Here is a 4,992-nt window from a genome sequence, read left to right on the forward strand (position 1 = left end):
CCTTCCGCTTGCGGGAGGCGATTACACAGCGAGGATGTTGTGCGCCTCGGGCTTATTCCGCCCGGTGGTGCCGCTCTTGCGTGGTGCGATAAGCATTCATGGAGAGTTTGATCCTGGCTCAGGACGAACGCTGGCGGCGTGCTTAACACATGCAAGTCGAACGGTGAAGCCCTTCGGGGTGGATCAGTGGCGAACGGGTGAGTAACACGTGGGCAATCTGCCCTGCACTCTGGGACAAGCCCTGGAAACGGGGTCTAATACCGGATATTACCTGCCGAGGCATCTTGGTGGGTGGAAAGCTCCGGCGGTGCAGGATGAGCCCGCGGCCTATCAGCTTGTTGGTGGGGTGATGGCCTACCAAGGCGACGACGGGTAGCCGGCCTGAGAGGGCGACCGGCCACACTGGGACTGAGACACGGCCCAGACTCCTACGGGAGGCAGCAGTGGGGAATATTGCACAATGGGCGAAAGCCTGATGCAGCGACGCCGCGTGAGGGATGACGGCCTTCGGGTTGTAAACCTCTTTCAGCAGGGAAGAAGCGCAAGTGACGGTACCTGCAGAAGAAGCACCGGCTAACTACGTGCCAGCAGCCGCGGTAATACGTAGGGTGCGAGCGTTGTCCGGAATTATTGGGCGTAAAGAGCTCGTAGGCGGTCTGTCGCGTCGGATGTGAAAGCCCGGGGCTTAACCCCGGGTCTGCATTCGATACGGGCAGACTAGAGTGTGGTAGGGGAGATCGGAATTCCTGGTGTAGCGGTGAAATGCGCAGATATCAGGAGGAACACCGGTGGCGAAGGCGGATCTCTGGGCCATTACTGACGCTGAGGAGCGAAAGCGTGGGGAGCGAACAGGATTAGATACCCTGGTAGTCCACGCCGTAAACGTTGGGAACTAGGTGTTGGCGACATTCCACGTCGTCGGTGCCGCAGCTAACGCATTAAGTTCCCCGCCTGGGGAGTACGGCCGCAAGGCTAAAACTCAAAGGAATTGACGGGGGCCCGCACAAGCAGCGGAGCATGTGGCTTAATTCGACGCAACGCGAAGAACCTTACCAAGGCTTGACATACACCGGAAAGCCGTAGAGATACGGCCCCCCTTGTGGTCGGTGTACAGGTGGTGCATGGCTGTCGTCAGCTCGTGTCGTGAGATGTTGGGTTAAGTCCCGCAACGAGCGCAACCCCTGTCCTGTGTTGCCAGCATGCCTTTCGGGGTGATGGGGACTCACGGGAGACCGCCGGGGTCAACTCGGAGGAAGGTGGGGACGACGTCAAGTCATCATGCCCCTTATGTCTTGGGCTGCACACGTGCTACAATGGCCGGTACAATGAGCTGCGATACCGTGAGGTGGAGCGAATCTCAAAAAGCCGGTCTCAGTTCGGATTGGGGTCTGCAACTCGACCCCATGAAGTCGGAGTTGCTAGTAATCGCAGATCAGCATTGCTGCGGTGAATACGTTCCCGGGCCTTGTACACACCGCCCGTCACGTCACGAAAGTCGGTAACACCCGAAGCCGATGGCCCAACCCGTGAGGGAGGGAGTCGTCGAAGGTGGGACTGGCGATTGGGACGAAGTCGTAACAAGGTAGCCGTACCGGAAGGTGCGGCTGGATCACCTCCTTTCTAAGGAGCATCTAGACCGCGCGAGCGGTCCAGGGCCACGACGCAGGCGAGTGTCCTGCGGTGGTTGCTCATGGGTGGAACGTTGACTATTCGGCACGGTTGGTTGCAGCTGCTAGTACTGCCTTCGGGTGTGGAACGTTGATTGTGGCTGGCCGGGTCGGGCACGCTGTTGGGTCCTGAGGGAGCGTGAGTTGCCCTCGTTGGAGACCGGGTTCGTGGGGAGGCGTGTGAGCGTCTGTCGCGGGTTACGGGTCGTTGCTTGAGAACTGCATAGTGGACGCGAGCATCTGTGGGCAAGTTTTTAAGGGCGCACGGTGGATGCCTTGGCACCAGGAACCGATGAAGGACGTGGGAGGCCACGATAGGCCCCGGGGAGCTGTCAACCGAGCTTTGATCCGGGGGTGTCCGAATGGGGAAACCCGGCAGTCGTCATGGGCTGTCACCCATACCTGAACACATAGGGTATGTGGAGGGAACGCGGGGAAGTGAAACATCTCAGTACCCGCAGGAAGAGAAAACAACCGTGATTCCGGGAGTAGTGGCGAGCGAAACTGGATGAGGCCAAACCGTATGCGTGTGATACCCGGCAGGGGTTGCGTATGCGGGGTTGTGGGAGTTCTTTTGATCGGTCTGCCGGCTGGTCGGCGAGTCAGAAACCGTATGGATAGGCGAAGGACATGCGAAAGGTCCGGCGTAGAGGGTAAGACCCCCGTAGCTGAAATCTGTACGGCTCGTTTAAGAGCCACCCAAGTAGCACGGGGCCCGAGAAATCCCGTGTGAATCTGGCGGGACCACCCGTTAAGCCTAAATATTCCCTGGTGACCGATAGCGGATAGTACCGTGAGGGAATGGTGAAAAGTACCGCGGGAGCGGAGTGAAATAGTACCTGAAACCGTGTGCCTACAAGCCGTGGGAGCGTCGCGTTGGGTGTTTGCATTCAACGTCGTGACTGCGTGCCTTTTGAAGAATGAGCCTGCGAGTTTGCGGTGTGTTGCGAGGTTAACCCGTGTGGGGTAGCCGTAGCGAAAGCGAGTCCGAATAGGGCGATGTAGTAGCGCGCCCAAGACCCGAAGCGGAGTGATCTAGCCATGGGCAGGTTGAAGCGTGGGTAAGACCGCGTGGAGGACCGAACCCACCAGGGTTGAAAACCTGGGGGATGACCTGTGGTTAGGGGTGAAAGGCCAATCAAACTCCGTGATAGCTGGTTCTCCCCGAAATGCATTTAGGTGCAGCGTCACGTGTTTCTTGCCGGAGGTAGAGCACTGGATAGGCGATGGGCCCTACCGGGTTACTGACCTTAGCCAAACTCCGAATGCCGGTAAGTGAGAGCGTGGCAGTGAGACTGTGGGGGATAAGCTCCATGGTCGAGAGGGAAACAGCCCAGAGCATCGACTAAGGCCCCTAAGCGTACGCTAAGTGGGAAAGGATGTGGAGTCGCAGAGACAACCAGGAGGTTGGCTTAGAAGCAGCCACCCTTGAAAGAGTGCGTAATAGCTCACTGGTCAAGTGATTCCGCGCCGACAATGTAGCGGGGCTCAAGCGTACCGCCGAAGTCGTGTCATTGCAGTACATACCCCCAACGGGGACTGTGATGGGTAGGGGAGCGTCGTGTGCCGGGTGAAGCGGCGGTGGAAGCCAGTCGTGGACGGTACACGAGTGAGAATGCAGGCATGAGTAGCGATACACACGTGGGAAACGTGTGCGCCGATTGACTAAGGGTTCCTGGGTCAAGCTGATCTGCCCAGGGTAAGTCGGGACCTAAGGCGAGGCCGACAGGCGTAGTCGATGGACAACCGGTTGATATTCCGGTACCCGCTGTGAAGCGTCAGCGCTGAACGAGGCGATGCTAAGTCCGTGAAGCCGCCCTGGATCCTTCGGGTGAAGGGGAGTGGTGGAGCCGACGGACCAGATCTTTAGTAGGTGAGCGATGGGGTGACGCAGGAAGGTAGTCCAGCCCGGGCGGTGGTAGTCCCGGGGTAAGGGTGTAGCCCGAGGGATAGGTAAATCCGTCTCTCGTGAAGGGTGAGACCTGATGCCGAGCCGATTGTGGTGAAGTGGATGATCCTATGCTGTCGAGAAAAGCCTCTAGCGAGTTTTACGGCGGCCCGTACCCTAAACCGACTCAGGTGGTCAGGTAGAGAATACCGAGGCGTTCGGGTGAACTATGGTTAAGGAACTCGGCAAAATGCCCCCGTAACTTCGGGAGAAGGGGGGCCATTGTTGGTGAGAGGGTTTTCCCCTTGAGCTGGTGGTGGCCGCAGAGACCAGCGAGAAGCGACTGTTTACTAAAAACACAGGTCCGTGCGAAGCCGTAAGGCGATGTATACGGACTGACGCCTGCCCGGTGCTGGAACGTTAAGGGGACCGGTTAGTCTAGTTTCGGCTAGGCGAGGCTGAGAACTTAAGCGCCAGTAAACGGCGGTGGTAACTATAACCATCCTAAGGTAGCGAAATTCCTTGTCGGGTAAGTTCCGACCTGCACGAATGGCGTAACGACTTCTCGACTGTCTCAACCATAGGCCCGGTGAAATTGCACTACGAGTAAAGATGCTCGTTTCGCGCAGCAGGACGGAAAGACCCCGGGACCTTTACTATAGCTTGATATTGGTGTTCGGTTCGGCTTGTGTAGGATAGGTGGGAGACTGTGAAGCTGTGGCGCCAGCCATGGTGGAGTCATCGTTGAAATACCACTCTGGTCGTGCTGGATGTCTAACCTCGGTCCGTGATCCGGATCAGGGACAGTGTCTGGTGGGTAGTTTAACTGGGGCGGTTGCCTCCTAAAGAGTAACGGAGGCGCCCAAAGGTTCCCTCAGCCTGGTTGGCAATCAGGTGTTGAGTGTAAGTGCACAAGGGAGCTTGACTGTGAGACTGACGGGTCGAGCAGGGACGAAAGTCGGGACTAGTGATCCGGCGGTGGCTTGTGGAAGCGCCGTCGCTCAACGGATAAAAGGTACCCCGGGGATAACAGGCTGATCTTCCCCAAGAGTCCATATCGACGGGATGGTTTGGCACCTCGATGTCGGCTCGTCGCATCCTGGGGCTGGAGTCGGTCCCAAGGGTTGGGCTGTTCGCCCATTAAAGCGGTACGCGAGCTGGGTTTAGAACGTCGTGAGACAGTTCGGTCCCTATCCGCTGCGCGCGTAGGAATATTGAGAAGGGCTGTCCCTAGTACGAGAGGACCGGGACGGACGAACCTCTGGTGTGCCAGTTGTCCTGCCAAGGGCATGGCTGGTTGGCTACGTTCGGGAGGGATAACCGCTGAAAGCATCTAAGCGGGAAGCCTGCTTCGAGATGAGTGTTCCCACCTCCTTTGAGGGGTTAAGGCTCCCAGTAGACGACTGGGTTGATAGGCCGGATGTGGAAGCCCTGTAA

General features: G+C 58.0%; 2 rRNA genes. Both read left to right on the top strand.

Annotation, left to right across the window (positions count from 1 at the left end):
- The first annotated feature begins 95 nt into the window (after nt 1-95).
- Nucleotides 96-1,620: ribosomal RNA gene (locus FCI23_RS53925) — 16S ribosomal RNA — on the top strand.
- 291 nt (nt 1,621-1,911) lie between these two features.
- Nucleotides 1,912-4,992: ribosomal RNA gene (locus FCI23_RS53930) — 23S ribosomal RNA — on the top strand; the annotation flags it as partial.

Origin of the sequence: Actinacidiphila oryziradicis (assembly GCF_005047355.1) — a bacterium.
Lineage (GTDB): Bacteria > Actinomycetota > Actinomycetes > Streptomycetales > Streptomycetaceae > Actinacidiphila > Actinacidiphila oryziradicis.